This is a genomic window from Nitrospirales bacterium, assembly GCA_031315865.1.
GTDB lineage: Bacteria > Nitrospirota > Nitrospiria > Nitrospirales > UBA8639 > JAGQKC01.
Genome location: JALDRJ010000002.1, coordinates 1,589,577 through 1,616,397 on the forward strand (window position 1 = coordinate 1,589,577; position 26,821 = coordinate 1,616,397).

The 26,821-nt window shown below is 48.9% G+C and carries 27 protein-coding genes; 22 read left to right on the top strand and 5 right to left on the bottom strand.

Translation table 11 applies throughout. The features are described from left to right. Nucleotides 1-8 precede the first annotated feature (8 nt). From MRJ96_07380 to rlmB, 14 genes are all read left to right on the top strand, one after another. The gene (locus MRJ96_07380; protein MDR4501253.1) at nt 9-563 is read left to right on the top strand and encodes a hypothetical protein; all 555 of its coding nucleotides are present in this window, start codon (nt 9-11) and stop codon (nt 561-563) included. After that, nucleotides 560-1,237 carry an HAD-IA family hydrolase gene (locus tag MRJ96_07385; protein MDR4501254.1) on the top strand — a complete coding sequence of 226 codons (678 nt, stop codon included), beginning with the start codon at nt 560-562 and terminating at the stop codon, nt 1,235-1,237. Before MRJ96_07380 ends, MRJ96_07385 begins: the two co-directional genes overlap by 4 nt. Before the next feature lie 215 nt (nt 1,238-1,452). After that, the gene (gene thrH, locus MRJ96_07390) at nt 1,453-2,070 is read left to right on the top strand and encodes a bifunctional phosphoserine phosphatase/homoserine phosphotransferase ThrH (GenBank protein MDR4501255.1); all 618 of its coding nucleotides are present in this window, start codon (nt 1,453-1,455) and stop codon (nt 2,068-2,070) included. Nucleotides 2,071-2,493: 423 nt separating this feature from the next. Next, a complete protein-coding gene (locus tag MRJ96_07395; protein MDR4501256.1) occupies nt 2,494-3,246 on the top strand; it encodes a hypothetical protein in 753 nt (250 codons plus the stop codon). A gap of 306 nt (nt 3,247-3,552) precedes the next feature. Continuing rightward, entirely contained in the window at nt 3,553-3,882 is a 330-nt protein-coding gene (locus tag MRJ96_07400) for a divalent-cation tolerance protein CutA (protein MDR4501257.1), read from the top strand. A gap of 119 nt (nt 3,883-4,001) precedes the next feature. Continuing rightward, nucleotides 4,002-4,985, top strand: coding sequence for a M23 family metallopeptidase (locus tag MRJ96_07405; protein MDR4501258.1), 984 nt, complete (start codon nt 4,002-4,004; stop codon nt 4,983-4,985). A gap of 413 nt (nt 4,986-5,398) precedes the next feature. Beyond that, nucleotides 5,399-6,289 (top strand): thiamine pyrophosphate-dependent enzyme, encoded by an 891-nt coding sequence (locus MRJ96_07410; protein MDR4501259.1) that lies wholly within the window; start codon nt 5,399-5,401, stop codon nt 6,287-6,289. Between the two features lie 88 nt (nt 6,290-6,377). Beyond that, nucleotides 6,378-7,082, top strand: coding sequence for a 2-oxoacid:acceptor oxidoreductase family protein (locus MRJ96_07415; GenBank protein ID MDR4501260.1), 705 nt, complete (start codon nt 6,378-6,380; stop codon nt 7,080-7,082). Nucleotides 7,083-7,112: 30 nt separating this feature from the next. Beyond that, on the top strand, nt 7,113-7,436 hold the full coding sequence (locus MRJ96_07420) for a pyruvate ferredoxin oxidoreductase (GenBank protein ID MDR4501261.1): 324 nt from the start codon (nt 7,113-7,115) through the stop codon (nt 7,434-7,436). A gap of 57 nt (nt 7,437-7,493) precedes the next feature. After that, nucleotides 7,494-8,255 carry a 2-oxoglutarate:ferredoxin oxidoreductase gene (locus tag MRJ96_07425; protein ID MDR4501262.1) on the top strand — a complete coding sequence of 254 codons (762 nt, stop codon included), beginning with the start codon at nt 7,494-7,496 and terminating at the stop codon, nt 8,253-8,255. Nucleotides 8,256-8,362: 107 nt separating this feature from the next. Continuing rightward, the gene (locus tag MRJ96_07430; GenBank protein MDR4501263.1) at nt 8,363-9,709 is read left to right on the top strand and encodes a ferredoxin oxidoreductase; all 1,347 of its coding nucleotides are present in this window, start codon (nt 8,363-8,365) and stop codon (nt 9,707-9,709) included. A 113-nt stretch (nt 9,710-9,822) separates the two neighbouring features. After that, a complete protein-coding gene (locus MRJ96_07435) occupies nt 9,823-10,455 on the top strand; it encodes a DedA family protein (GenBank protein MDR4501264.1) in 633 nt (210 codons plus the stop codon). 112 nt (nt 10,456-10,567) lie between these two features. After that, the gene (gene cysS, locus MRJ96_07440; protein ID MDR4501265.1) at nt 10,568-12,073 is read left to right on the top strand and encodes a cysteine--tRNA ligase; all 1,506 of its coding nucleotides are present in this window, start codon (nt 10,568-10,570) and stop codon (nt 12,071-12,073) included. Beyond that, nucleotides 11,982-12,833 (top strand): 23S rRNA (guanosine(2251)-2'-O)-methyltransferase RlmB, encoded by an 852-nt coding sequence (gene rlmB, locus MRJ96_07445; GenBank protein MDR4501266.1) that lies wholly within the window; start codon nt 11,982-11,984, stop codon nt 12,831-12,833. Before cysS ends, rlmB begins: the two co-directional genes overlap by 92 nt. On the opposite strand, the gene MRJ96_07450 is transcribed toward rlmB, so the two are convergent. Further along, nucleotides 12,826-13,068, bottom strand: a complete 243-nt coding sequence (locus MRJ96_07450; GenBank protein ID MDR4501267.1) for a response regulator transcription factor — start codon at nt 13,066-13,068, stop codon at nt 12,826-12,828. The genes rlmB and MRJ96_07450 overlap by 8 nt on opposite strands. 151 nt (nt 13,069-13,219) lie before the next feature. On the opposite strand from MRJ96_07450, the gene MRJ96_07455 reads away from it, so the two are divergent. From MRJ96_07455 to MRJ96_07475, 5 genes are all read left to right on the top strand, one after another. After that, the gene (locus tag MRJ96_07455; protein MDR4501268.1) at nt 13,220-13,996 is read left to right on the top strand and encodes an A24 family peptidase; all 777 of its coding nucleotides are present in this window, start codon (nt 13,220-13,222) and stop codon (nt 13,994-13,996) included. Continuing rightward, nucleotides 13,993-14,466 carry a GspH/FimT family pseudopilin gene (locus tag MRJ96_07460; protein ID MDR4501269.1) on the top strand — a complete coding sequence of 158 codons (474 nt, stop codon included), beginning with the start codon at nt 13,993-13,995 and terminating at the stop codon, nt 14,464-14,466. The genes MRJ96_07455 and MRJ96_07460 overlap by 4 nt, the downstream gene beginning before the upstream one ends. Then, nucleotides 14,463-14,888, top strand: a complete 426-nt coding sequence (locus tag MRJ96_07465) for a prepilin-type N-terminal cleavage/methylation domain-containing protein (GenBank protein ID MDR4501270.1) — start codon at nt 14,463-14,465, stop codon at nt 14,886-14,888. The genes MRJ96_07460 and MRJ96_07465 overlap by 4 nt, the downstream gene beginning before the upstream one ends. 4 nt (nt 14,889-14,892) lie before the next feature. Further along, a complete protein-coding gene (locus MRJ96_07470) occupies nt 14,893-15,363 on the top strand; it encodes a prepilin-type N-terminal cleavage/methylation domain-containing protein (protein ID MDR4501271.1) in 471 nt (156 codons plus the stop codon). 132 nt (nt 15,364-15,495) lie between these two features. Then, a complete protein-coding gene (locus MRJ96_07475; protein ID MDR4501272.1) occupies nt 15,496-16,821 on the top strand; it encodes a pilus assembly PilX N-terminal domain-containing protein in 1,326 nt (441 codons plus the stop codon). An 80-nt stretch (nt 16,822-16,901) separates the two neighbouring features. Here the strand turns inward: MRJ96_07475 and MRJ96_07480 are convergent, their stop codons facing one another. The 4 genes from MRJ96_07480 to MRJ96_07495 all read right to left on the bottom strand — a co-directional run bounded on the left by MRJ96_07480 (nt 16,902) and on the right by MRJ96_07495 (nt 22,096). Continuing rightward, the gene (locus tag MRJ96_07480) at nt 16,902-19,139 is read right to left on the bottom strand and encodes an NADP-dependent isocitrate dehydrogenase (GenBank protein MDR4501273.1); all 2,238 of its coding nucleotides are present in this window, start codon (nt 19,137-19,139) and stop codon (nt 16,902-16,904) included. Nucleotides 19,140-19,485: 346 nt separating this feature from the next. Then, nucleotides 19,486-20,817: a HAMP domain-containing histidine kinase gene (locus MRJ96_07485; GenBank protein ID MDR4501274.1), complete on the bottom strand. Its 1,332-nt coding sequence runs from the start codon at nt 20,815-20,817 to the stop codon at nt 19,486-19,488. Between the two features lie 3 nt (nt 20,818-20,820). After that, entirely contained in the window at nt 20,821-21,534 is a 714-nt protein-coding gene (locus MRJ96_07490) for a response regulator transcription factor (protein ID MDR4501275.1), read from the bottom strand. A gap of 61 nt (nt 21,535-21,595) precedes the next feature. Beyond that, nucleotides 21,596-22,096 carry a Spy/CpxP family protein refolding chaperone gene (locus MRJ96_07495; GenBank protein MDR4501276.1) on the bottom strand — a complete coding sequence of 167 codons (501 nt, stop codon included), beginning with the start codon at nt 22,094-22,096 and terminating at the stop codon, nt 21,596-21,598. A gap of 1,082 nt (nt 22,097-23,178) precedes the next feature. On the opposite strand from MRJ96_07495, the gene MRJ96_07500 reads away from it, so the two are divergent. From MRJ96_07500 to MRJ96_07510, 3 genes are all read left to right on the top strand, one after another. Further along, entirely contained in the window at nt 23,179-23,553 is a 375-nt protein-coding gene (locus MRJ96_07500; GenBank protein MDR4501277.1) for a hypothetical protein, read from the top strand. Nucleotides 23,554-23,697: 144 nt separating this feature from the next. Beyond that, on the top strand, nt 23,698-24,894 hold the full coding sequence (locus MRJ96_07505; protein MDR4501278.1) for an ATP citrate lyase: 1,197 nt from the start codon (nt 23,698-23,700) through the stop codon (nt 24,892-24,894). Nucleotides 24,895-24,928: 34 nt separating this feature from the next. Continuing rightward, nucleotides 24,929-26,755, top strand: coding sequence for an ATP citrate lyase (locus MRJ96_07510; GenBank protein MDR4501279.1), 1,827 nt, complete (start codon nt 24,929-24,931; stop codon nt 26,753-26,755). The last annotated feature ends 66 nt before the right edge of the window (nt 26,756-26,821 follow it).

Consider the following 26,821-nt stretch of genomic DNA (forward strand, 5'->3'; position numbering starts at 1 on the left):
GATTTTCCATGAGACAGTTGTCGCGGTGGCTCCAGTTGGGTATGGTCGGGCTGATTGGCTTTGTCTGGCCCGTCATGGCCTCGGCCTTTTCTGGGGATATCAAGAACGATCCCAGTCAATTGGTGGAAAAGTATTTGTCACTGGATAAGCGAGGCGCACGGCTCGAGGTGAGCTCGCATGATGTGCTCACTCCGTTCGTCAGTTGGAATGAAGAGCCTGCCTGGGGAAGAATTGTGGTAATTTCCGACTTCCGTGTGATAGAGGATGTCACACAATGGGAGGTGTTGAGCAGTTCCGAAGTGCTGATTCCTGTGACGTTTACGGTGATTGGGACCGTGTATTGGGAAACCGCCACATTTTTGCCGGAATCGCAGATTTATCTCGAATTTTTTCACGTCAAAGCTATTCATGAACGATGGCGAATCGTCGCGCCGCAGCTTCCGCCTCATGTCGGAAAGAGCCGGTTGGTGAACTTTATTCGCCTGGCGCAATCGCAGGAAGTCGACGAGCGTCGAAAGAAGCGCCTTCAATCTCTGCAGGCGCAGGTGAAGCAGGCACAATGATGACATTACAAGGGGGGCAGGACGCCAAGGTCGAGCTTGTGCTGTTTGACCTTGATGGCACATTAATCGACTCGAAGGTGGATATCGCAAATTCGGTGAATTACACACTGAGAGATTTGGCGTTGCCGCAACGGTCTCTTGAGGAAATCTTCAGTTTCGTTGGCGATGGGGTGAAGCGGCTCTTGCGGCTGTCGGTCGGCGAGGACAATCTTGAGTTGTATGAACGGGCGCTTCGGATTTTTCGCGAACACTACCTCACGCATTGTCTCGATACGACAACGTTCTACCCGGAGATGGGAGAAATCCTTTCGCATCTCAACGGCCAAGGCCAATGTGCGATTGTGACGAACAAGACGATGGAGTATACGATGGAAATCGTCAAGGGTCTTGGTGCCATCGAAAGCTTTTCCGCGATTGAGAGCCCTCGAAATAGTTCAGACCTCAAGCCTGATCCTGGTATGCTGTTGCGCGTCTTGGAAAAGCTGGCCATTTCACCAGAACGGACCATAATGGTCGGCGACAGTACGAATGACGTGAGAGCCGCTCAGGCGATTGGAGTCAAGGTCTGCGCCGTCGGGTATGGTTACGGAAACCCGGAAAAAGTGAAGGCGTTGAAGCCAGATTTTTACTGCGAACAACCGACTGATTTGCGTCATTTGCTGGTCGGGTCCTGAAAACCTCCTCTCGAAATCCCTTCCGGTTCAGCGCAGGAAAGCCGGTAGCTTGCTCTGTATAAGATGAAATCGCCGGGTGAGGCCCAAAAGGGTTTCACTCGTATCGCCAGAAAGACAACACCCCCGATTGTCTCGCCGTCCTGTTTTGAGTATGATGAGCCAGATTTTGCAGTCCATTTCGTCTACAAAAACTAATCTCATATGATGGGGGAATCGTGGTACAGCCGGTCGTGACGTGTTTAGACATGGAAGGGGTTGTGGCCCCTGAGATCTGGTTGGCAGTCGCCGACCATTTTCAAGTTGAAGAACTGAAAATGACGACGCGTGATATTCCTGACTATGATGAATTGATGCAAAAACGGCTGTTGATCCTGAGAAAGCACGGGATTACTCTTCCAAAAATCCAAGCGATCATAGCCGGTCTTTCTCCATTAGAGGGGGCATCACGTTTTCTTTCATGGTTACGGGAACGCTGTCAGGTCATTATTCTTTCTGATACCTATTATGAGTTTGTCGCTTCACTGATGAAACAACTCCAGTATCCGACGATTTTTTGCCATTCGTTGGAGGTGGACAAAGATGGGTTTATCAGTCAGTATCATCTTCGGATGGCCGATCAGAAACGCCACGCGGTCTTAGCATTGAAGAAAATTGGTTTTCGGGTCATCGCCGCAGGCGACTCATACAACGATATTTCCATGTTGAAAGAAGCTGACGCAGGGATATTGTTCTGTCCACCGGAGAGCATCGTCGGAGAGTACCCGCAGTTTCCGGTCACTCGAACCTACGAAGAGTTTCAGGAGCATTTGGCCCGTGCTGGCGGGTTTGCCTGATAACGTTCCCTCAAGGTCTTTGATACGTTATACTCTTCGACAAGGGTGATAGGGGTAAGTCTGTCTCTTGACGTTTTATGAAATGGAATGACCGCGTGCGATGCAAGTCACCCTGTTGAATATGTCACCCTAACCCTTGTCCTTAGACTGCCTTTTGGGAGCATTTCTGAAAAATGACCGGCGCGTGACCTTATAGCCGTTTCAAATAATTTCCATATGGTTCAACGTCGTACCGCGCGGAGTTTGTCGTCTGTATTGATTGGAACGTATGTGGATTCGCTATAATCCTCAATGTTTGCGTATTGTCTGATCCCCTCATTTTTCCATCTATTATCAACAACTGAAGAGCCTATGATGAATGGGTAGAAGTCTAGTCTTACGCGGCGATGTCCTCGCCGGGTTCGTTTAGAAAGGAGTATGCGAATGAGATCGTCCCTGGCAAGATTGTTCTGTTGGCTTATCCTGATGACGATGAGTCTCGGTATGTTGTCTGGCTGTCTCGGAAACAGGAACTGGCAATATCCGCCCTCCTCAACCGATGCGTATCTCGATGTCAAAGCCCAAAAGGCGTTGCCCGCGAAAGCGGTGGTGTTGCCGTTTGAAGATTTACGCGGAAAAGATATGAAGGAAGAATATTGGAAAGCCGCGATTCCTCTCGTCCGTTATGGTTCGACAAAATATGACCGTCCGGAAGAGGCTGCGAACCCTGAGCAAGTTGATGTGGTGAACTTCGATCCGTCCAATGATTTTGCGAGCGCCACAGCCGCAGAACTACAAGAGGCTGGAATATTTTCCTCAGTCGCGTTTGCAAAAAATGGCGAGACTTCTGGAGCGGATCTTGTCTTTCGTGGAAAATTACGATCAACCGAGTGGGAACGACAAATCGATACGTATTATTTAGGACCTCTGGGGGTGATATTTTGGTTTTTAGGTATCCCGATGGGAGAAACTGAAACGGCGGTTGAGTTAGATTTGAAGCTCACCCCAGCCTCTGATCCATCCAGAGTATTATGGAGCATGGCGATGGAATATGAAGGCGAAAAACATGATAGCCCTTATTACAACCTCGAAGATGCGGTTCAGAGCTATCCGGGGGCACTTCAGGAGGCCTTGCGACCGGCAATTCTTGACCTGGTTCAACTTGCGGATGAGGATCCGGAGCGATTGGCCCCCTGAAAAATTGCCCAAATCCATTACCACCCTTCACGCATGAATAATTTAATGGTTCTCAATATAGGTAAATATATCTATTCTCGAGGGCAAGTGATTTGGCAGGGAAGAGGTTCGTTGAATGGCATAGACGGTAGCTGATGCCATTCTTCCTGGCTAGCAAAGTCAGCCTTTAGGAATTGAGGAAAACAACCGATAAACTCAAGGAAGGCCTATGCAGAGCGTTCTTGAGAGAGAATGGCTGCCTGTTTAGTATCAGGGCGACCGCTTCAATGGTGTATTAGGCCTTAAGTCAAAGTACAGGGTGGGGTAATGTCTCAGGAAATAGTAGTCTTGGTCACTGCTGGATCTGAGGACGAGGCAAGAAACATTGCGAAAATAATCGTTCAAAAAGGACTCGTGGCTTGTGTAAACATCATTCCGAAGATTCAGTCAGTTTTTACTTGGGATGGTGCGGTGACAGAGGAGCAGGAGTCTTTGCTGATTGCCAAGACAACGATGAAGGCGTTTGAAAAGCTGGAATCAGCTATTAAGACCCTTCATAGCTATAGTGTTCCGGAAATCATTGCCCTTCCGATTCATGCGGGGTCTCTTGAGTATTTGTCTTGGGTGCGAGAGACGGTCAATACAAAAGAGGCCTAAGGGGCTTCAGTCATTTAGGGCCTTGGGTGACTAGAAATTTAATGCATAAATTGCTAGTGTAGCGGTCGCTTGCAAAATCAAGTGTAGTTCAGAGATCGGCTCGACACAAAAGGGAAACGATGAAAGGTTCTGAAGAGAGTTATTCCATCATTGTTTTTCGTGGGGCACGTTCAAACCCCATACGCTTGAAATTAGGCAAGGCCACCGTTCGTTATTCGCTCATCGCGGGGCTCTGCCTGCTTGTTCTGCAGAGTGGAATTCTGGCGCATTATGTGTACCAACGAAGTCAATTGTCAGAATTAGCCGGGCTTCGTCAGGAGCTTGCGACATCGCGCGAGCGGACGAGTGTGTTTGGGACAGAAGTCGAGGGGATGAAAAAACGTATGGTCTCATTGGAGCATCTCAATCGAAAGCTTCAAACCATGTTTGGCCTGGATCCAGATGAAATCGAAGGTGTTCCGAACTCGGTCCCAGGTCAAGGTGGCGAAGAATTTCCCTATGAAGACAGTATTCTTTCCGCTGAAGGAAGGGCGCAGGTTGGCGAAGTGAAAGCCGTTACCGGAACAAAAAAGATACATGCGTCAACCATGCACGAGAAGATTCGAGAGATAGAAATGGGTCTTCGTTGGATAGATGCCCAGTCTCAAGTCGAAAAAAAGATCCTTGATACGTTGCTCAACACGGCCAATCTTCGAGCTGAACGTTGGGCAGCAACTCCGTCCATCTGGCCCGTCAAGGGTCCGATCACCTCAAAGTTTGGGCCTCGAGTATCGCCATTTACAGGGAAAAAAGCTTTACATGCCGGTATAGATATCGGCTCTCCTCGTGGAACAGAGGTGCGCGCGCCTTCTTCTGGCAAGGTCGTTATTGCTGCTTACGATGCCAGAATGGGCAAGTTCATTCGAATTGACCATGGCTTTGGGATTGAGACGACCTATGGCCACCTTTCCAAAATGCAGGTGAAGTATGGTCAGAAGGTCAAACGTGGGGATCTCATTGGTCTAGTTGGCAGTACCGGAAAATTTTCTACAGGGCCACACTTACACTATCAAGTTGCGGTAAATGATCGTGTCGTAGACCCTGTCCAGTATATCCTTGACTAATCTGTTTGAGCGCACGTCGCGCAATCCTTCCTTAAACTTCCACAGTTATTACTCCCCACGTGTTCTCAGGCATGCGATCTTGTCGTGTGGCCGTTCGGTTTCAATTTCCAAAAATTTTTACAAACTTACTCAACGACATCCCCAAAAGACCTAATGAACTCAATGCCGCGGTAGGCCTTCTTTTATCCATGGTGGGTCTTCTTTTGAGTTGAACAAGCAGGCGCTTCAGGTTTATGATTAGCGATTATCACGGAATAAAAAGTCTAAGATTGACAATCATTTGACAATATTTTGAGTCCTTTGTTAGGTTCTTATTCTTTATGAGGGAATATACCTATCTGTTCATTTAATTTTGAATTGATGAAGAATGAATTCCACACCTTCACATCATTTAGAAGAGGGAGGATGCTGATATGAGCCTCGATTACGTTAAGTTTACACCAGGGTTTGATCGATGGATGCCCAAAGAGTATCGCGATATGGTGGACCATGGTCCTTTCGGCAAGAAAACGACTGTGTCTCAGGTCGGAACCTTTAAAGAGATTCTCGAAGAACATCCAATGTGTGCCGGTTGTGCGATGACATTGTTTATTCGTTTGGCCATGATCGCTTTCCCGAACCCTGAGGATACCATCACGGTGGGGACCGCTGGTTGTGGACGTCTGGCCATTTCGCAAGCCGCTATCCCATTCGTGTATGGGAATTATGGCGATCAAAATGGCGTCGCCAGTGGGTTAACTCGAGGGCTCAAGTTACGGTTCGGTGATAAGCCGAAGGATGTGGTGGTAATGGCCGGTGATGGAGGAATGGCTGATATTGGGTTTGCGCAAACGTTGCACTCCTGGTTCCGCAAAGAAAAGTTTACGACGATTATGTTGGACAATGAAGTGTACGGAAATACTGGTGGTCAAGAGAGTGGGATGACGAATAAAAGCCAGGTGCTGAAGATGGCTCCACTCGGGAAGAAATTTGAAAAAATGGATATGCTGGGTATGGCCAAGGTGGCGGGTTGTGCGTACGTGGCCACCGTCGTTCCAAACAATCCAAGACGAGTTGAAAGTGTGATTAAAAAAGCCGTGTTGGTTGCTAGAGAAATCGGCCCTTCCTACATTCAGGCCTATACATCCTGCAACATTGAATATGCTATTCCAACTGATAAGGTAATGGAAGACGCAAAGGAAGTTGAAAATGACCGGTATAAATTTACCGAATACATCACGGACGAAGCGAAGGAGTATCTAGGCCAATTATACGGGTATAAAGAGTACTTACCGAAGCCTGCAAAGGCAGTGGCGAAGAGTTAAGAGGGTTTTGATAAATTTGAGGATGCGAAGAGCAAATGGGCAATACGTTTCTGGAATATAAGTTGATCTTTCATTAGGAGGCAAAATCATGGCTATTCGATACAACATTCGTATGGCTGGTGTCGGAGGACAGGGTGTGGTCACTGCCTCTCACATATTCAGTACGGCCGTTATCAACGCAGGGGGAGAAAGCACGATCGTTCCCTTCTATGGTTCTGAGAAACGTATGGCGCCAGTCGAGAGTTATGTCCGCGTTTCAGACGAGCCTATCTATGAAATCGGAGAAATTACTTTTCCACACATTATTATGATCTTCCACCCTCAGGTGATCACGCATGGAAAGAGCTATACCAATCCCTTCTATTTTGGGTTGAAGAAAAATGGGGTTGCCTTGATCAATCACGACACTCCGATGAAATTGGAACCTGACCAGGCTCGTGAGCTTAAAGAACTCAACGCCAAAATATATTACATTCCTGCGACTACATTATCGCTTGATGTCGCGGGTATAGACTTGGCTACAAATATGGCGATGTGTGGAGCGATTGGAGCAATTACCGGTTTGAGTAACATGGAAGCATTAGAGCAGGCTGTAAAGGATCGCTTTTTGGGTAAGGGATTTGTCGTTTCAGGAGGTACTGCCGCTTTGGACAGTGTCGTTGAAAGAAAGTTTAAGAAAAAACAAGAACTTATCGAAAAAAACCTGGCTGTTGTCAAGGCAGCGTGGGACTATGCTGTTGATCATGGATGGGAAGCGAAAAAAACTGAGGCCTCTACAGCTGCCATGGCTTAAACATTTATCTAAGAAGAATACGAGGATTCAATGTATTTAATAGCTCATATTGATACTGAGATCTGTGCTGCCACCAGTTGTAAATTATGTACTCAATATTGCCCTGAAGCCAATACGATTCTCTACAACACAGAGGCTGGCAAGGATAAAGGGTTTAAATATGGCGCCGCGTATGTTGCCGTCGATCGTTGCAAAGGATGCGCTCAATGCGTTTGGGTCTGTGATAATATGGCCAAGCATAATGCCATTAAAATGGAAATGATTGATCAAGTTGGCGAGGCAGCATTGACTGAAAATGTGACGTATGTTGAAAAAAATACTGTAGCCAAATTAGCGAATCCGGTTCGAGGTTGAGATGTGAGCAAGGTGAAAGAAGCTTTTGGACTAATCTAAACTTCATGGGGTGTTCAATTGGAAGCGACTCAAGATCAAGAAGAAAGAATTGTCGAACCGGGACCGGCTGGATTTCATCCACCTTCTGCGGCTGAGTTAGGCGTACTTCCTCCGAAGCCGGGGTACGGACTGAGGTTTGGAAATGTGGTTCAGGAAGAGATCGCTATGGAAGAAATGGCGAGAGCCATGCTCACGAGGAAAAATGCAACGATTTTTCCAGGCCCACTTGTCCTTTGGAACTGGAATGATCATGCGGCTGACAAGGCAAAAGCCGTATTGGAATTGGCCGCACAGCTGCCCGATGTCATGATTATACCGATGCCGGACTATCGTCCCAAATATCCTAAAATTGAGCCGGAAGAAGTCATTAACCCCAATCATCCTAATCTTACTATCTGGGGAAACAAGATCGAAGCCTGTATCTTTATTGGTGTCCATTGTCATTACGCGAATTTGACGCTGAAAATGATTCGAGCGGGGACGAATTGTTGGACATCCGCTATTTGTGCCGAACAGGGGCACGAAGACGCGATGTTCACGGTTCGTGATTCTGATGCAGCCAAAATTCGAAGGGTTACTCAAGTGTTCAAGCGTGTTCGGGAAGAAATGGGTATTAAGCTTCCAGAAAATGGAGAGAATGTTCGTTTCACTGGCCTGCAATCTCAGGTGCATAATGGGAAAAGTCATACAAATCCATTAGAAATCCCGCTTGGAGAATCAGGTGGAGCCAGCGCGGCTGCTTTCGGTCACCGACCGGAAGACATGCAGCGTGAAGGGTAGGTTGACTGGGGTTCGGATTGCCACGAAGCGCCCCAGGAAAAATTTTCATTTTACTTTCATGACTCTTGATTGAGCCATCAACACATACAATATAAAGGGGTGAAGCCATGAGTGAAGCATTGGAGTCAGACGTCAAAACGAATCCACAAGGCGATCCCATTACGGCCGCACCACCGCCTCCTTCATCACAAGCAGGGAAAAAGGACCCGCATGCTGAAGCGAAAAGACAGAAAGTTGTGACTCCGGAATATATGTTTTTTGAGGCTCCGCGGGAGCGGGAGTTCATTACAGGGAGTGAGGCTGCCAAAGAAGCCGTCCGTCGTTCGAACGTCGATCTATCCATTGCCTACCCGATCACACCTCAGAGTGAGACGATGCAGCTCATCGGAGTGCTCTACGGCGAAGGCTATGTCAAGGAATACTACCGTGGTGAAGAAGAATATGGTGTGATGTCGGCCATTGCGGGTGGATCAAGGGCTGGTGTCCGATGTTTTACCGCCACGGCTGGCCCCGGAACGCTCCGAGGGATTGAACCTATTGCATCGTGGCCTGGTCATCGGCTTCCGGCTGTCGCCATGTTTACCTGTCGGGTTGTCAATGCCCCGTTGGCCATTCAACCAGACAATATTGAAATTGCCTATTTGTTACATTGTGGAATGATCGTCTTCCATGCTGAAAATCAACAAGATCTCTTCGACTATATTATGAAGGGATTCATCATCAGCGAAAAGAACGATGTGACGCTCCCTGTCGGGGTCTGCTGCGATGGATTTTTTGTCACGCATGCTCGTGGCTACTGTTCAATGCAGGATAGAGGATTGAAGCTGCCAGAACGTGATGCGTGGCGCGGCGCGGTACCGGTGTTAGATGCCGAAAATCCTCCTGCCCGTCTCTCACGGGATGCTCCGGTTCAGAAGTCTAATTTTATGGCATACAATATTCATGCAGTCTGGCAGCAAGAAGTCTGGGCTGCCGTCGAACGTTCTCGTAAATATATTGATCTATACATGGATGGATTGATCGAGACTCAAAATGTTGAGAATGCAGATGTTCTGCTTATTGCTTCAGGAAGTGCTGCCGCTCAATGCCGTGAAGCCGTTCGTGAATGTACGGCGAAAGGCATTCAAGCTGGCTTGATTAAGATCAAGTCTCTACGCCCCTTCCCGACTGCTGAATTGCGAAAGCTCTGCGCCAATGCGAAGCTCATCGTGGTGCCAGAGTTTAATTTTGTCGGCTGGTTGGCCAAGGATATCGCGACAGCGATTTATGGTTATTCAAACGCCAAAATTGTCGGTGGTCCTCACGTGTATGGTGGAATGTCGATGCCAGTTGAAATGATTGTTGATGAAGTCATCTGTGGGCTTACAGGAAAGAAGTCCAATACCGTTCCGTCTTCTGCAATCATGGGTAAGGTTGATCAGGAGGCTGTCACGCATTTCATGCAAAATATTTAAACATCACATATTGTTTATTGAACAGATTTCACACCATTCGGAACACCAAAAGCCCGTCTCTTAAATGAGACGGGCTTTTTTGTGTTCATCTTCGTACGCAAAGGCTTTTTATCGTGCTTGAGGCTCCATCATCGCGATTCAAATATCATCCGGCAAGGCTGATGCGGAATCTCTATGACTGGGTGATTCATTGGGCCAGGACACCCCACGCCAGAGTCGCGTTGTTTCTTATCGCCTTCGCAGAGTCATCTTTTTTCCCTATTCCTCCAGATGTGCTTCTCATCGCCATGGGAGTAGGAAGCCCTGCTCACTCTCTGATGTTCGCCGCGATCTGCCTGATTGGGTCGGTTATGGGGGGAATGCTTGGGTATGCGATAGGGATGGGAATATGGGCGTCTATTTCAGGTTTGTTTTTTTCGTATATCCCGGGCTTTACTCCTGAAGTGTTCGAAAAAGTTTCAACCCTCTACCGGGATAATGCCTTTTGGGCCGTTTTTGCGGCTGGTTTTTCCCCGATTCCTTATAAGGTGTTTACGATTGCGGCAGGGGCAACGCAAATCAATTTCCTGACCTTCGTCGTGGCCTCACTCTTTAGTCGGGGACTTCGATTTTTTTTAATCGGAGGTGCATTAAAACTCTTTGGCCCATCAGTGAAACAGATACTGGAAAAATATTTCGATCTCTTCTCTATCGTATTTTTGGTACTCTTGATTGGGGGATTTATGCTAGTCAAGATTCTACTCTAACTGCTATACCTGCCACGGAAAAGGAGCGAACCATGACAAGAGTATGGACGTGCGGTTTTCAGCTTTCTCCAATATAGTAAAGACTGAACCTGTATATATGGTCTATCATCGTATGAAAATTTTTAATTCTCTGACAGGAAAAAAAGAAGAATTTACACCGCTTGAAGGCAACCATGTCCGGATGTATGTCTGTGGGGTTACGGTCTATGACGAGTGTCATCTAGGACATGCGCGAAGTGCTGTCGTCTTTGATTTGCTGTACCGGTATTTACGGTATATTGGGTACTTTGTCACGTACGTGAGAAACTTTACAGATGTAGATGACAAGATTCTCAAAAAGGCCAAGGATGAAGGAGTCGATTGGAAGCAAGTGGTCAGGAAGTATATCGATGCGTACTATCGGGACATGAACCGATTACGGATCTCGACTCCGGAGGTAGAGCCACGAGCGACTGAGCACATGCAAGAGATTATCGAGATGATTGCCCGGTTGATCGAGAAGGGGTACGCCTATCAAGTGGATTCAGACGTCTATTATGAAGTCAGCAAATATGACGAATATGGAAGGCTTTCGGGTCGCAAAAAAGAGGAAATGTTAGCAGGGGCCAGAGTAGAAGTGGACGAGCGAAAAAGGGACCCCATGGATTTTGCCTTATGGAAAGCGGCCAAACCAGGAGAACCCGGGTGGGAGAGCCCGTGGGGACCGGGAAGACCTGGGTGGCATATTGAATGTTCTGCCATGTCGCTGAAGCATCTGGGAAATACCTTCGATATCCATGGAGGAGGAAAGGATCTGGTTTTTCCACACCATGAGAATGAGATTGCGCAATCCTGTGCGGATACCGGCCAAGAGTTCGCCAACTATTGGGTGCATAATGGGTTCGTCACGATTGATCAAGAAAAAATGTCGAAGTCTCTGGGGAATTTCTTCACGATTCGGGAAATATTTGAAAAGTTACCTTGGAGAAAAGAAGAAGAGAGTGACGGAAAAAGAGATGAAGTTACATCAGAAGTGATGAGATATTTCTTGCTTTCGACACATTATCGCAGCGATCTAAATTTTTCGGACGAAGCGCTGTATGAATCCAAATCGGCATTGGATAACGTCTATCGGCTATTCGAAAAGTTAAAAGAACCTGGACAAGAGACCAGCCGTGAGAGGGACCAAACTCTAGAAGAATTGTTAGCCGAGTCAAAAAAGAAATTTGTCATGGCAATGGACAATGATTTAAACACTCCAAGGGCATTAGCTGAGTTTCAGGGGCTTCGGGGTGGTGTTAATAAATTGTTGTCAAAGGGGCTGTCTGATCAGGCAAGAAAAAAAGTTTTAGGAGTGTTTAGAGATCTTGGGAAGCCATTAGGATTGTTCCAACTGTCAGTAAACGACTGGAAATGGGGGCATAGAACTTTTGAAGGAAAAATTTCTTTAGACGCGACTGCAAGTATTTCTGCTTGCTCGACAAGTAGTGATGAGTGGATCGAACAGCAAATCAAAACACGACTTGACTCAAAAAAAAGGAAAGACTTTGCCACGGCCGACAAAATTCGCCAAGACTTGGCGGAACAGGGCATCATCCTCGAAGATCGACCGGACGGGACAACTCGCTGGAAGCGATGACGGACAAGAGGTCGTCTATGGTCTCCACACGTTACGGGAATTATTGCGGGCGGGGACCCGTTCGTTATTACGGCTCTATGTCATACGGGAGGATGCGCAATATTCAGAAATTGTGCGGGAGGCCAGGTCCCGTGCGGTTCCGATTGTCGTTGAATCTCGTGAACGACTGAATCGGCTCGTCCCACAAGAAAATCATCAAGGGATCGTAGGATTTGTTGCAGCGAAGTCATATGTCGATGAGGATGACTTGCTGGAGCAAGTGACGCAGTCCAAAGTTCCTCCGTTGGTTTTGATCTTAGATTATATCCAAGACCCTCAAAATCTTGGAGCCATTCTCAGGACCGCTGATGCGGCGGGTATCCAAGGGGTTTTTATTCCCAAGCATCGTTCGGTCGGTCTCACAGCCGGTGTGGCCCGTGCATCCTCTGGGGCGATTGAATATGTCCATGTTGCTCGAGCAGGGAACACCAACCGGCTCTTGGAAAAACTTCAATCGGCCAATGTTATGACTTGTGCTCTTGACCCTGGGGCCTCGGAACTGTACAGCGAAATTGATCTTAGGGGGCCGACAGCGCTCGTGTTTGGTGCGGAGGGAAAGGGGCTCCGGCCAGGGGTCGTGAAGAAGTGCGATCAACGTGTCCGGATACCCATGATGGGACACATCGAATCGCTGAACCTGTCGGCGAGCGTGGCTATCGTCTTATTTGAAGCGTTACGACAGAGGCGAGAGGCTGGAGGAGTAACGGAAAAACCTACTTGACCTGGATCAGACCTTCTTGGATGGCGGCATTCAATAGTTGAGCCGCATTCGACACACGAACTTTCTTCATCATATTGGCCCGGTGGGCCTCCACGGTCTTGACGCTGATTTTGAGCCGTTGTGCAATTTCTTTATTCTTAAGCCCAGACCAAATTAGCTGCAATATCTCTTGTTCTCGATCTGTTAAAGCTTCCGGGCGTTTCCGTTTCACAGGCGGCAGTTCACGTTTTTTCACTGGTCAAGAACCTAATTTAGCGACGGGAAAGGTAGAACATGACATAATGAATACCGTTAAACTAAGTAGGGGATCGTAGCAGGCCACTTTCTGAAAGTAAACACATGATTCTACGTAAATTCGACTATTCCGGTCCTGCACAAGGAAGCCGATGACGTTGTCGTGTATGCAATTCGCCGTGGTCTTTTTTTTCGGTTTGCTGTTCGGGAGTTTCCTAACCGTCTGTGTCTACCGTATCCCACGGGAGCTCTCCATCGTTTTTCCTCGTTCGGCTTGTCTGCACTGCGAGCAGACTATTCCGTGGTATGACAATATTCCCGTATTGAGTTTTCTGCTTTTGCGAGGACGTTGCCGGCAGTGTCAAGCCCCTATTCTCCCACGCTACCCTCTGATTGAACTATCGAATGCCCTTGGCTATATGGCCATCTTGTGGCGATTTGGATGGACATGGGAGTCGCTGATCTATGCCATATTCTTCTCGGCGCTGCTGGTCATTACTTGGATAGATTGGGATCATCAAATCATTCCAGACGTCATTTCGTTACCGGGAATTCTCTTAGGAGTTTTGGCCGCTTCGACCGTCCTTCCTACTGGGCTTTTGAATTCGATTGTGGGTATTCTGGTGGGAGGAGGCGTCCTGTTGTTCATGGCATGGTTGAGTCCTTACCTCTTTGGCAAAGAGGGGCTGGGAGGGGGAGACATCAAGCTTCTTGCGATGGTCGGGGCTTTTCTCGGATGGCAAGCCGCTCTCACTACACTCATGTTCGCATCGATTGTCGGGTCGATTCTCGGCATTATTCTCTTGTCCTGTAAGATCGTCAAAAGAGGTCAATACATTCCATTTGGTCCCTATTTGGCGTTAGGAGCGATCATTTCCCTGTTTTGGGGGCCAGCGTTAACCGACTGGTATTTCGGACGATTTCTATGACGGGAGATAGACTATTCAACTCGGGCGAAAGAGATGGCTACAGTCTTATAGAACTGGTGATCGTCCTGGGAATCTTGGGGATCGTTTTGTTGTTCGGACAGACTTGGCTGATGTCTCAGATCCCGAAATGGCGACTGAATGGAGCCGTGAGACAAGTCGTCTCCGATTTCATGGCCGCTAAGACACAGGCGGTTACGCAGGGCAATAAACATGGAATCAGGTTTCTCGATGACTACAGGTATTCCATCTTGGATGACGACAATAATGATGGAAAACCAGATCCGAATGAGCGTCTCATCGTTCGGGACATCCGCACGGATTATGATGGTGTCATGATCGCCTCCACGAATCATCCGATATTTCATCCACGCGGAACGGCTTCGAATCTGGCGACGATCACCCTGTCAAATACCGCAGGCTCAAAGGTCGTAACTGTGGGGATCACCGGACGGGTTAGTGTGAAATCATGAGCCAAGATTTTTTCGCCATGGCTGAACGACTTACGAATCAATCAAGGCTCAAGAAGACTGACGGAAGCAGCCTGTTAGAAGTGCTCGTGGCCTTAGTCTTAGTTTCGGTCGTGCTGTTAGGAATCTCAGGGTTTTCGACAGTCTCCATCAAGGGAACGGCATTCAGCCAAAAAATGACGAGGGCGGCCACGATTGCCCAGGATGCACTCGAAGAAGTACGCCGAATCGGGTATCGCTCGTCAGTATCTGGTGTGACCACCGACCGTGAACCCTATGGCTCAATCGTTGGCGCGCCTGCGTTTGAACGTGTGGTCGTCATCGAAGCGAATACCCCAAGCCAAGGCGTGCAAAAGACAACCGTGACCGTCCGGTGGGATGCCGGTGCGCATTCCCTCTCCTTGACGACGCTCGTGGCGGAATAACCACATGAAGACAATAAATGAGCAAGGATTTACATTAGTCGAGGTCATGGTGGCTTTGGCTTTGAGCGTACTCACTGTTGGAGCCACGTACACCATCTATGCTCGTCAGGTGCAGAGCCAAATCGTGCGAGATGAGCAACTCGACATGCAGCAGCATGCGCGGGTAGCAATGGATTTGCTCACTCGGGAGGTGCACATGGCGGGTTACGACCCACGGCATGTGAACCGGGATCAACTCCTCACGAATGATTTTGATGGAATCGTCTATGATCCTTCAATGCTTGTCGTGAGAGCGGACCTCAATGGAAATGGCGTACCAACAGATACGAATGAGTTTATCCAGTTTTCACATGATCCGCGCACGATGACGTTGAGACGAAACACCGGAGGAGGACGTCAGCTGCTTGCAGAGCATATTCAAGGATTTGCCGTACAATATTTCAATCGTCATGGTCAGGAAACGACAGTTTCATAGGAGATCCGGCAAATTGAAGTAACGATTACCGCACGAACTCCCCATCCCGACCCGGGATATCCATTGAACGCCGGATATCGCACCTTAACCTTGCGGTCGCGTGTGACTCCTCAAAACCTGGGACTGTAGATTATGAACGGCCAGCGTAATCATCAGTCCTCATGCGACATGGTTCCCAATCCTCTCAACACTGTGCAGGGGATGGCTTTGGTTTCGGCCTTAGTGTTGATGGCCATTTTGAGCGTGATGGGTGCCACGGTCTTAACGGCCACATCGACAGAAGTGGCAATCAGCGGTCATTATCGACGCGGGGTCGAAGCTTTTTATCTTGCAGAAGCGGGAAGCGCAGAAGGACGAGCGCGACTACGGGGAGACGCGAGCAGCAATCCACAGCTCATCACCGACCCCTCCCATGTCTATGACCCTCGGTGGACTGCGTATATTCTTACCTCATCAGATTGGAAGGCTTCAGAGGACAAGGCATTTGATGACAGGCAGACCAATTATTTTCCTCTTCGCGGGAATCCGACGAATATAAGGATTATTCCAAATAGCTTCCAGATGTCATTGCCCTACTGGGTCAAGATCGAGCATAAGACAGAATATGATGCTGAACGCGAAGGACATCGGCCAAACACGCCGCATTATTTTGATGGCGACGGAAGCACGGAAAAACATACCCAAGCGAACCCCGGCCTTGTCATCTTCTATGGATATCCATCAGCAGACACCGATCATCCAACAGAATTTACGAGCACTGGTCTTGCTCATGATTCTTTTCCAGTTGAACGCATTACCTCTTCTGCAAGCATGGTTGGCGGGGCTGTGACTATTGTGGTCGAGGCCATTCGTCCCCCAGCGCCTCGAGTACTCGGGGCGCTCTATGCATGGAATCGTGTTTCGTTGACAGGACCGCTGAACTCGGTCAGCGGGATTGATCGTTGTGGAAAGAGTCCTTCTCAACCGCCGGTCTATACAAACAAGTTCCCCACCACAGGCCAAGCCTCGTTCTCTGGTGTCCCGTCTTCTCCTCAACAGGGCCCATTGGAGGTTTCGTTAGTCCAAGCGATAGAGTTATTCAAGCATGGCGCCCTGCAAATTACGACACAACAATATGGAGTGCAGTGGGGTGAGGAGACCTCACCGATGACAGTCTATGTTAATGCCGATGGTACGGCAGGCGGCCTCGTGTTGAGCCGTGTGACGGGTTATGGGAATCTGTTCATTAGGGGAGATGTGACGCTCGAGGGGCCCGTGAACTGGAAAGGCCTCATCATCAGTTCAGGGACAATCACTATGAATGGAACGACAGGGCCTATCAACATCACCGGTGGGGTTTACGTCCGTGAGTTGATGGATGTCGCTGGGTCAATATCATTAGAGTACGATAGTTGCGCGATCAAGACAGCCATCCTCAGTAGGCCGCTGATTGTCACGCAGTGGAAGCAATTACTCTAAGGGGCCTGTTGAAAAAATCCGGACCTCGACTGAGGCCCGGCTTTTTTCTCGTTTCGATTGTCGGCTAATCTGCCGAAAGCCTATTGGAGACTCCCTATGATCGTATTCAACGTCGCGCTGGGACGCATCCCGGCTTTCACTTTATCCGGACAGGGATGATAGTAACCGCCGATATCAACCGACTTGCCTTTAACGGTTTTCATCTCCTCCAGGATCTTGTCAATATTGCTCTCGAGTTCTTTCGCGATAGGAGCAAATTTCGCCTTGAGATCTGGATCATCAGTTTGATTGGCTAATTCTTGCGCCCAATATAACGCTTCCCACGCATGGGTTCCAGCGTTATCCAACTCTCCAAGCGCTCGACCCGGAGCTTTTCGATTATCCATAAGCTTTCCGGTTGCTCGATCAAGAGTCTCGGCGAGAATCTGTGCTTTTTTGTTGTTCTTATGCCGGCTGAGATGGGAAAAGGACTCAGCGAGTGCCAAGAATTCACCAAGAGAATCCCATCGGAGATGGCCTTCTTTGACGAACTGTTGCACATGTTTCGGGGCGGACCCGCCGGCTCCAGTCTCAAACAATCCTCCTCCATTAATGAGGGGTACGATGGAGAGCATTTTTGCACTGGTGCCTAATTCCAGGATCGGGAACAGGTCGGTGAGGTAATCCCGGAGCACGTTGCCGGTCGCGGCAATCGTATCTTTGCCTTCTTTTGCGCGCTTCAATGAATATTCCATCGCCTCGACAGGCGCCATGACCTGAATGTCGAGTCCCGTCGTATCGTGATCCTTGAGATAGCGGTTGAGTTTCTCGATCAATTGAGCATCATGTGCCCGGTCTTTGTTCAACCAAAACACGACAGGCGTTGAGGATAGCCTGGCTCGATTCACAGCCAGCTTTACCCAGTCTTGAATCGGAATATCCTTGACTGTGCAGCTACGGAAGATATCGCCGGTTTCCACTTCGATTGAATGCAGGACATTTCCGGCACCATCAATGACTCGAATGCTCCCATTGCCCGGAGCCTCGAAGGTCTTGTCATGTGATCCATATTCCTGAGCTTTTTGGGCCATCAATCCGACATTCGGGACACTGCCCATCGTCGAAGGGTTAAATTCTCCGTTCTCACGGCAGAAATCAACGACAGCCTGATAAATCCCCGCGTAGCTTCGATCGGGAATCAAAGCTTTCGTATCATGTTCTTTACCATCGGGCCCCCACATCTTCCCGCCAACCCTGAGCGCAGCGGCCATCGAGGCGTCGATGATGATATCGCTGGGAACGTGCAAGTTGGTAATGCCTTTATCCGAATCCACCATCGCCAACGTCGGCCCATTCTTCTGGGCGGCTTGAAGGTCGTCTTTGATTTCATCCTGCTGAGCCTGGGGTAATTTTCCGATTTTGGCATATACGTCGCCGATGCCGTTGTTTGGATTCACGCCCAATTCAGTAAACGTCTTCTCGTGTTTCTTAAAGACGTCTTCATAGTAGACGCTCACGCAATGGCCGAAGATGATGGGGTCAGAGACTTTCATCATCGTGGCTTTCATGTGCAGTGAAAACAGGACTCCTGGTTCCTTTTTGGCTTCTGCGACCTGATCTTTGAAGAATTGACGCAATACATTCACGCTCATCTTGGTGGCGTCAACGACGTCACCCTTATCGAACGTGACGCTCTCTTTCAAGACCGTGGTGCTGCCGTCTGCCCCAACAAATTCGATACGGCCTTTGCCTGCGGTTTGTTCGGTAATCGTGGCTGACTTTTCGTTGCCGAAGAAGTCGCCTTCCGACATGGACACCACGTGGGTTTTGGAGTCCTTGGACCATTTGCCCATCTTGTGAGGATTTTTCTGAGCATATTGTTTCACTGATGAGGATGCCCGGCGATCGGAATTACCTTGTCGCAAGACAGGATTGACCGCACTTCCTTTGACCTTATCGAATTTGGCCTTAATCGCTTTTTCTTCATCGTTTTTTGGCTCTTCCGGATAGTCGGGAATATCGTATCCCTGCTCTTGCAATTCTTTGACGCAGGCCTGAATCTGAGGAACCGACGCGCTGATATTTGGAAGCTTGATGACATTGGCATCAGGCGTAACGACCATTTCGCCAAGCAAGGCCAGATCATCCGGTTGTTGTTGCTCCGGTTTCAGCCGCTCAGGAAATTGGGAAATAATACGCCCGGCCAGAGAGATATCCTTGGTCCCAACATTCACGCCAGCGGTGCTGGCAAAGGCCTGAATGATCGGAAGAAAGGACCCACTCGCCAGCTCAGGGGCCTCGTCAACTTTTGTGTAAATGATATCGGGTTCTTTAGACATGGTCGATTCTCCTTTAGAAGGTTACATGTTAGCTGTCTGCTTGAAAGGGGATTAATAAAACAGAATCACTCGAAGTCGGTATTTTATAAGGATTTTTTGGGGTGAGCAATAAACCGAATGGCCTACGAAAATTGGAGAGACTAAAGGCCCAGGTAAGAAACACGAGCCTGAGAAGCCCTACTGGTTCACAGGACCATTAGGTGAAAATCCATTGAGATTCAATGGGTTGTCACTCATCGGACAAAGCCCGATTGCCTTCGAACATTTCCGAGGTTCATGTGGAGAAGTCACTTCAGACATCCACTCAAAAGCCGCTCGTGTATCGTGACGGAGTTTTCGTCCAGATTCAGGAGTTTATAACTGGAAAATTCAGTATAAACGTACTCCCGATTCCCACTTCGCTTGAAACTCGAACATTTCCTTCATGTGCGACCATGATCTTCTTCACTAAGCTGAGTCCAAGTCCATATCCGCCGGTGTTGCGTGTTCGTGACGGGTCGACTCTATAGAATGGTTCAAAGATTCTGGCTTGGTCTTCTGCGGGAATACCCAATCCAAAGTCTTGAACGGAAACCGAGGCTGACCCAGGAGTCGTTTCAATTCGTACGATAATCGGCCCGAATTCCGGACGAGAGAACTTAATCGCATTTTCGAGTACGTTCCTGATTGCCATGCGAATACGTTGATGGTCAAGCCGTAAAATCAGCGTGCTAAGCGAAGTCGTGAGTTCAACGCCAGGTCCGATATCATTATAATCGTGGATGACTTCCTGGGTGAGGGTCACCAAGTCTACCTGTGTTCGCGTCAAGCTACCGGCTTGGCTCTTGAGGCGCTCAGACTCAAGGAGCTCAGTCACCATCATTTCAAGCTCGTTGATTTCTTGTTGAATCTTTTCTTTGACCGTGGCATCGTCGATGAATTCAGCAGCTACTTTCATGCGCGTTAATGGCGAGCGCAACTCATGGCTGACATCGAGCAACAATCGGTCTCGTGACTGAATCATGTCATGCACTTGCCTGCCCATCTCATTGAACGATATCGCCAAATCCCCGAGTTCATCCGAGGACGTCACGGGTACCTGATAGTCCAATTTTCCTTTCCCGATTTCTTTGACGCCTTCCGTCAACCAATGGACTGGCCGGATGAGTCGTCGAACAACCAAATAACTGCCGCCGATCACGATTGCGACGAGCCCAGCCAAAAGCCCAAAAGACCAAGCCGGCAGCTCATCAAAGGGCCGGTGAAGAAAAAAGACCGCATATTGCGTGTCCGCACGGTTGAGAATCACGAACGGATGTCGATGGAATTGTCCAACCTGCGCCGTCGTTCCAGAATATGCCTGCTCAACGCTGAGCGAGTTTATTGGTGGCAGAGAAGGATCGGTCGACCAGGACTCTTTCGGAGTCCTGATTCGAAATTGTAATCCCAGTTCCTCAGCCAAGGCGTCAGCACGTTGTTTATTGGGAGGCGTTCCGATTTCCTTGACCAATTGAGCAGAGTATTTCGTGAGATTGTTGAATAAATCCGATTTGAACGAATGGCTACGGTCGATGGCGAGGAAAAAGAACCCCCGTATCACGACCATCAGGACACAAGCCGTGCCCAAAAAGATGAGGAATAATTTTAAGAAAATCGAACGACGAGGGGAAAATTTGAATTTTGGAATAGATGGCGACATGTGTCATGTGGGAACGATGGGACGAGGAGTCGGTAAGAATTGATAGCCTGCGCCCCAAATGGTTTTGATGTAACGAGGACGTTTGGGATTGTCGTGTAACTTCTGCCGTAGCCGGCTCACGCCGACATCAACAGAGCGATTGTAGGCCTCCCAGTCAATCCCGCGAATGCGGTCCATCATTTCTTCTCGGGTCAAGACCACACCTGGATTGTTCAGGAATAACGACAGGATTTCAAATTCCATCGTCGTGAGGTCAAGCGGTTTGTTGTCCAACGAAACGGTTCGTGTTCGTAAGTTGATGGCTAGCTCGTCGGCTTCGAGTTGCTCATGCTCGATATATCTGGCGGATGTTGAGGTCCCTCGCCGAAGGACCGTTTTGATGCGAGCCACTAACTCCCTGGGTTCAAATGGCTTGGCCAGATAATCATCGGCTCCGAGTTCGAGTCCTGCGACACGGTCAGGCAAGTCCCCTCGAGCCGTCAGCATAATAATCGGTACCGAACTTTCCTTTCGAATTTCCCGACAAACCGCGAACCCATCCTGGTCGGGCAGCATGAGATCTAAAATGACCAAGTTGGGTGACTGTTGGTGTAAAAGGCTCAATCCCTCCCGTGGATGCTCGGCAGTGAAGACCGTCATTTGAAACTGGCCGAGGTACTCGGTTAGGAGTTCGTTGAGCTTTCGATCATCGTCGATGATGAGAATCGTGTTAGGCATGGAATAGGAAGCTCACGCTCAAGATGGGGAAGGCCTGTACCTTCCCCATCCGGTCTAAATGTTACGCTTTATGCTTACCCCGACGCTCCATGCGACTTTTCCATTTTTGAATGAACTCAGCCGCTTTCGACTTTTGTGCTGGAGTGAGTGAGGCGTGAAACTCAGCGATCCTCGCGGTGACTTTTGGTGCGAAGTCATCTACCAGGGCTTGATGCCGTTTCACGATTTGTTGAACTTGGCTCTGGTCCAGCGTGTCGCTGGTAACCAGGCCAAGTACCTCATCGATGGTTTGCAGCCGTACATCACCAAAGGCCTGTCGTGCGTCTTTCATGGTGTTGTGTACGCCTTGCAGCTTTTCTTTTTGAGCGTCATTCAGGTCTAAGACTTCAGCGATGACGTCCACTCGATGTTGCCCATCGCCATGTTTTCCCCAATGAGCCGGAGAAAATCCCCCAGCATGAGACCCGCACCATCCGGACTTGCCTTGCGATGCTCCAAACGCGAGAGCCGATCCAAGAACTACTACTCCGACCGTGCTGAGAATAAGTACTTGCTTTGTCATGTGACACCTCCTGTGAGTGATGGATGAGTGTTATTGATCTTTCATCACACACGGTATCAATCATCGACTTGGCAATCTTCTCACAATCGTAATCATTTGTAACGAATCGTAACAGAGGTTGGTACTGTTACGAACTTGTGAGTCAAAAGAAGATGCAGACTAGGGCGTGTTCACATTTAATCATCCGTCAAGTATTATTCTGGCCATCATAAATCCTTGTGTTTTTGTCTGCAGGAGGCACGATGGCACGCAAGCTGTTGCGAAACGACAAAACTCCGATTACGGGTCAGGTTGCGTGCTTTATGACACAGCGCTTCCCGAACTCAATGGCTTGAGACCATTATGGTGTCCATCTCTCTTCCGTCAACGTTGCCCTCTCATTACTCATCCGCCCAAGACGCAAGTCTGTCATCACTTTCCACGCTCCTCATACATTCCAGGAGCCAATCCCGCGTTTACCGACTTTGGGTATACCGACTGGGATTATGGGGTCAGGTCTTGCTATACAGCATCACGTTTTATTCTCCTCTGGATTCATCCCCGTCAACCTGGCATTACAAGACCTGACTCTCAACTCCGGAAACAGCACCCCAACGGTATTTTCAGGGACGACGAATCTGGTGAAATTTTGTACGAGTTGTGCATGAATACTGACAATTTTTAGCCATAAATACATACTATTTCCTAGAGGGAGGGTTCCTATGCCTATGAATATCTCGTTAACTCCAGAATTTGAGGCGATGATCCAGAGCAAAATCCATACGGGCTTACACGAACGCCAGTGAAGTGGTACGGGATGCATTGCGACGGATGGATGTGCAGGATCAATATAAAGATCTTCGTGCATACTTTGCTCCGTGAATTGAAGAAGCACAACGTGGGGAATTGTCAGAGAAAAGTTTTGAGACCATCATTGCAGATGCCAAGAGACAAGCAACAGCAAGACAAAGATGATCGGCCGGTTTGAATACCACCTCACCAAATCAGCAGAGGGCGACCTGGGTGAAGTTTGGATTTACACATATGATAAATAGGGTGAAGAGCAAGCCGATTGTTATGTGACAGGACTCAAAGATTGTTTTATGAAGATTGGTGGAAATCCGTTCATTGGCAAGCTTGTCAATGAGATCGGGGCAGGATTGCGGATGTTTCGTTGTCAGCATTACTACCTGTTTTATGCACTTCAGGAGCAAGCCGTGATTGTTGTAGGCATCCTTCCTGAAAAAGATGTATGTAATTCAACGGCTTCAAGAAAAGGATGCACGATAATCGCTAGTGGTTTATGGCTAGGCGCACGTGGGGTGCTCTCTGTCTCTCATCACAACCCATTTCCCATATCTGCTCGCCAGATCCTCTTAAAGGGCACCTCTGTGTCTATTCCACTATTATATTATGATGTCCCACACTCATTTGTAGAGATTTTTCTGCAGCAAGACTTTTTACCCCAGAAGGTGTGAATAAAATTGGGTTTCTAGGGCTTCAGGGCTGAAAATTGGGCCTTTTGATTGGTTGCGAAGCCTCTTCCATCACCGTACAATCCACATTTTCACGCGAGCCGTGGTTCACTCTAGACTTGTCTTTTCATAAATAGGGGCACAATTATGGCAAAAGTACTCGAAGGTCCAGGAATGGGCTTACTCAAAAAGTGGGGATTGAAAACTCCAAACTATGTCGTCGTTAGTACCGGTGATGAGTTTGACCAATTGGCTACGGCCAATGATTGGCTTCAAAAAAGCAAGCTTGTTGTCAAAGCCCACGAAGCGCTGGGGTCGAGATTTAAGTTGGGGCTCGTGAAGGTCGGGTTAGATTTGGCTGCCGCGAAAGCCGCAGTGCGAGAAATGATCGGGAAGCAGGTCGAATCGGTCAAGATCGGTCAAGTGATTGTCTCCGAAGCGATTGATCACAAAGAAGAATATTATGCCTCAGCCAAGTCCACGCGTGATGGTGTGGAAATTATGGTGACTACTCATGGCGGTGTAGAGGTTGAATCCAACTGGGACCAGGTGAAGCGAATTCTCGTGGATATTGGGGAGTCTCCTACTGACGCTGAGCTATTAGCCCTTGCGAAAGATTCTGGGTTTACTGGCGACACGGCGACAAAGATGGCGGAATTTCTGAAAAAACTCTACACCTGTTTTGATAATGAAGACGCGCAATATCTGGAAATCAACCCGGTGGTGAAAGCGGAAAACGGCGATCTGGTCGCACTTGATGCGGTGACGCTGCTCGACGGCGATGCCAAATTCCGTCATAAAGATTGGAACTTTCCCTTTGCCGCAGAGTTTGGACGGGCCTACACCAAGAATGAAGAAGAAGTGATGGCGGTCGATGCAAAAGTAAAGGGATCGGTCAAGCTCATTGAAATTCCTGGAGGGACGATCGCGATGTTGCCGGCTGGCGGTGGAGCGAGCGTGTATTATTCTGATGCTGTGGTTGCACGAGGTGGAACACTCGCGAATTATGCCGAGTATTCCGGTGATCCGCCGGACTGGGCCGTGGAAGTGCTTACCGAAAAGGTCTGTTCATTGCCGAACATCAAACACATCATCGTCGGTGGAGCGATCGCGAACTTTACGGATGTGAAAAAAACGTTTGGCGGTATCATTAACGCGTTCCGAAAGGCCAAAGGCGAGGGCAAGCTGGATGGTGTGAAGATTTGGGTGCGCCGTGGAGGTCCCAATGAGAAGCAAGGGCTGGCCGCGATGCGGGCATTAGAAGATGAAGGTTTTGATATTCATGTGTTTGACCGGACCACCCCGTTAACGGACATCGTCGATATGGCGATGGCGGCGAACTAATACATTTGAACTAGAAGACTAGGAGATTGCTTCGATGAGCATACTTGCCACAAAAGACACACATGTTGTGATTCAGGGAGGGGCTGCCGGTGTGAATGCGGCCCGCCGCATGGCCGAGTTCCGGTACATGATCAAACAACCACTGAATGTTTCGGCTTTTGTCTATCCGCCGGATGCCGGCAAGACGAATGAAGTGGTGTGTGGAACCGAACTGGTTGCGATCCCCATCTATAAAACGGTTGCTGAAGCCACGGCCAACCACCCAGAAATTAACACCAGCTTGGTCTACATCGGCGCGAATCGGGCTTATGAAGGCGCCATGGATGCCTTGAACGATCCCAAGATTCAAACGGTGTCGATGATTACGGAAGGCGTGCCTGAGAAGGACTCGAAGCTTTTGGGTAAACACGCCAGAAAACTGGGGAAGATTTTTAACGGTCCATCATCCATCGGCGTCGTGTCAGCCGGTGAATGCCGATTAGGTGTGATCGGCGGGGCGTTTGATAATTTAGTGGCGTGTAAGTTGTATCGTCCGGGTTCCTTCGGTGTGATCACGAAGTCCGGCGGTTTATCCAACGAAATCATCTGGATCTGTTCTCAATTCGCGGATGGGATTACGACGGCGATCGGGATCGGCGGCGATGCGTATCCTGGCACGGATTACGTTAGCTACCTGGAAATGTTCGAGAACGACCCACAAACCAAGGCTGTCGTTATCGTCGGAGAGATGGGCGGGGATTTGGAAGAGCGTGCTGCCGAATGGTATGGCGCGAAGAAGCGGCGCGTTAAATTGTTGTCGGTGGTTTCGGGGTTCTGCCAAGAGAGTCTCCCCAAAGGTATGAAGTTTGGACATGCCGGCGCCAAAGAGGGATTAAAAGGGGAGGGTTCGGCCCGCGCGAAATCCGATGCGCTTAAAAAAGCCGGCGCACTCGTTCCCGATACATTCGGCGCGTTGGGTCCCGCGATCAAGTCGACGTACGAAGAAATGGTCAAGAGCGGAGAAATCAAACCCATTCCTGATTTGGCCCCAGCGGATCAGCCTAGACTTCCGAAATCTGTCGCCGAAGCGAAACAAGATGGAGAAGTGCTGGTCACACCGTTGATCCGGACTACCATTAGTGATGATCGTGGCGATGAGCCTTACTATCAAGGATATCCCGCATCGGAATTAATCAATGCCGGCTACGATATTCCCCATATTATTGGCTTGCTCTGGGATAATCGGCTGGTCACAAAACAAGAAGCGGAAATTATTAAGCGTATTATCATATTGTCGGCTGATCATGGGCCCTGTGTCAGCGGCGCCCTGACCACGGTGATTGCGGCCTGCGCAGGCATCGGGCTTTCCCAGGCTGTTGCCGCGGGCATGATCATGATTGGTCCCCGATTTGGCGGGGCGGTTACCGATGCGGGGCGGTGGTTCAAGTATGCTATCGATAACCAGTTGACAGTTGATGACTTTCTCGCCTACATGAAGCAAAATGTCGGACCGGTTCCTGGTATCGGTCATCGAGTGAAGAGTTTGAAGAATCCGGATAAACGTGTGAAGGAGCTTGTCGGGTACGTCAAAAGCCTCGGGATCAAGACGCCGCACCTTGATTTCGCACTCGAAGTCGAGAAGAAGACCACCGTCAAGAAAGACAACTTGATTTTGAACGTGGATGGGACGATGGCGGCGGTGTTGGTTGATATCGGTTTCCCGGTCGACAGTTTGAACGGCTTCTTCGTCCTGGCGCGAACCATCGGCATGATCGGCCATTGGACTGACCAAAAGCGTCAAGGAAGCCGGCTGATCCGCTTGTTCGATTATTTGGTGAACTATGCATCACCGAAACGTCGAGAAGTGCCACCACTGAAATAAAGACTGTAGAGGCAGTCTGACGTGTGTATTTTTCCATTGACGTCAGCCCCGTGCCTGTTTCGTAAC

Coding starts and splice junctions, on each gene's coding strand:
- MRJ96_07380 (MDR4501253.1), top strand. CDS start 9: ATGAGACAGTTGTCGCGGTGGCTCCAGTTGGGTATGGTCGGGCTGATT.
- MRJ96_07385 (MDR4501254.1), top strand. CDS start 560: ATGATGACATTACAAGGGGGGCAGGACGCCAAGGTCGAGCTTGTGCTG.
- MRJ96_07395 (MDR4501256.1), top strand. CDS start 2,494: ATGAGATCGTCCCTGGCAAGATTGTTCTGTTGGCTTATCCTGATGACG.
- MRJ96_07400 (MDR4501257.1), top strand. CDS start 3,553: ATGTCTCAGGAAATAGTAGTCTTGGTCACTGCTGGATCTGAGGACGAG.
- MRJ96_07405 (MDR4501258.1), top strand. CDS start 4,002: ATGAAAGGTTCTGAAGAGAGTTATTCCATCATTGTTTTTCGTGGGGCA.
- MRJ96_07410 (MDR4501259.1), top strand. CDS start 5,399: ATGAGCCTCGATTACGTTAAGTTTACACCAGGGTTTGATCGATGGATG.
- MRJ96_07415 (MDR4501260.1), top strand. CDS start 6,378: ATGGCTATTCGATACAACATTCGTATGGCTGGTGTCGGAGGACAGGGT.
- MRJ96_07420 (MDR4501261.1), top strand. CDS start 7,113: ATGTATTTAATAGCTCATATTGATACTGAGATCTGTGCTGCCACCAGT.
- MRJ96_07430 (MDR4501263.1), top strand. CDS start 8,363: ATGAGTGAAGCATTGGAGTCAGACGTCAAAACGAATCCACAAGGCGAT.
- cysS (MDR4501265.1), top strand. CDS start 10,568: ATGAAAATTTTTAATTCTCTGACAGGAAAAAAAGAAGAATTTACACCG.
- MRJ96_07455 (MDR4501268.1), top strand. CDS start 13,220: ATGACGTTGTCGTGTATGCAATTCGCCGTGGTCTTTTTTTTCGGTTTG.
- MRJ96_07460 (MDR4501269.1), top strand. CDS start 13,993: ATGACGGGAGATAGACTATTCAACTCGGGCGAAAGAGATGGCTACAGT.
- MRJ96_07465 (MDR4501270.1), top strand. CDS start 14,463: ATGAGCCAAGATTTTTTCGCCATGGCTGAACGACTTACGAATCAATCA.
- MRJ96_07470 (MDR4501271.1), top strand. CDS start 14,893: ATGAAGACAATAAATGAGCAAGGATTTACATTAGTCGAGGTCATGGTG.
- MRJ96_07475 (MDR4501272.1), top strand. CDS start 15,496: ATGAACGGCCAGCGTAATCATCAGTCCTCATGCGACATGGTTCCCAAT.
- MRJ96_07480 (MDR4501273.1), bottom strand. CDS start 19,139: ATGTCTAAAGAACCCGATATCATTTACACAAAAGTTGACGAGGCCCCT.
- MRJ96_07485 (MDR4501274.1), bottom strand. CDS start 20,817: ATGTCGCCATCTATTCCAAAATTCAAATTTTCCCCTCGTCGTTCGATT.
- MRJ96_07490 (MDR4501275.1), bottom strand. CDS start 21,534: ATGCCTAACACGATTCTCATCATCGACGATGATCGAAAGCTCAACGAA.
- MRJ96_07495 (MDR4501276.1), bottom strand. CDS start 22,096: ATGACAAAGCAAGTACTTATTCTCAGCACGGTCGGAGTAGTAGTTCTT.
- MRJ96_07500 (MDR4501277.1), top strand. CDS start 23,179: ATGAAGATTGGTGGAAATCCGTTCATTGGCAAGCTTGTCAATGAGATC.
- MRJ96_07505 (MDR4501278.1), top strand. CDS start 23,698: ATGGCAAAAGTACTCGAAGGTCCAGGAATGGGCTTACTCAAAAAGTGG.
- MRJ96_07510 (MDR4501279.1), top strand. CDS start 24,929: ATGAGCATACTTGCCACAAAAGACACACATGTTGTGATTCAGGGAGGG.